The following is a 323-nucleotide window of genomic DNA, read 5'->3' as shown; positions in this document are numbered from 1 at the left end:
CGTTCATCGGCGTAGGGTGAGTCGGCCCCTAAGGCGAGGCAGAGATGCGTAGCTGATGGGAAACAGGTCAATATTCCTGTACCGATGTGTAGTGCGATGTGGGGACGGAGAAGGTTAGCTCAGCCAACTGTTGGATATGTTGGTTCAAGCCTGTAGTCGTGCCTGGTAGGCAAATCCGCCGGGCTTAGATGAGGGGTGATAACGAGTCTGCTTGCAGACGAAGTGAGTGATACCCTGCTTCCAGGAAAAGCCACTAAGCTTCAGCTACACACGACCGTACCGCAAACCGACACTGGTGCGCGAGATGAGTATTCTAAGGCGCC

At 54.5% G+C, this 323-nt stretch carries 1 rRNA gene; it reads left to right on the top strand.

Going from position 1 to position 323, the window contains the following annotated elements:
* A 23S ribosomal RNA gene (locus K6T82_RS24100) occupies nucleotides 1-321 on the top strand; the annotation flags it as partial.
* Between the last annotated feature and the right edge of the window lie 2 nt (nucleotides 322-323).

This window comes from Flavobacterium potami, from assembly GCF_020026915.1.
GTDB lineage: Bacteria > Bacteroidota > Bacteroidia > Flavobacteriales > Flavobacteriaceae > Flavobacterium > Flavobacterium potami.
The sequence above is the reverse complement of the archived record's forward strand: the minus strand, read 5'-3'. Positions and strand labels throughout refer to the sequence as shown.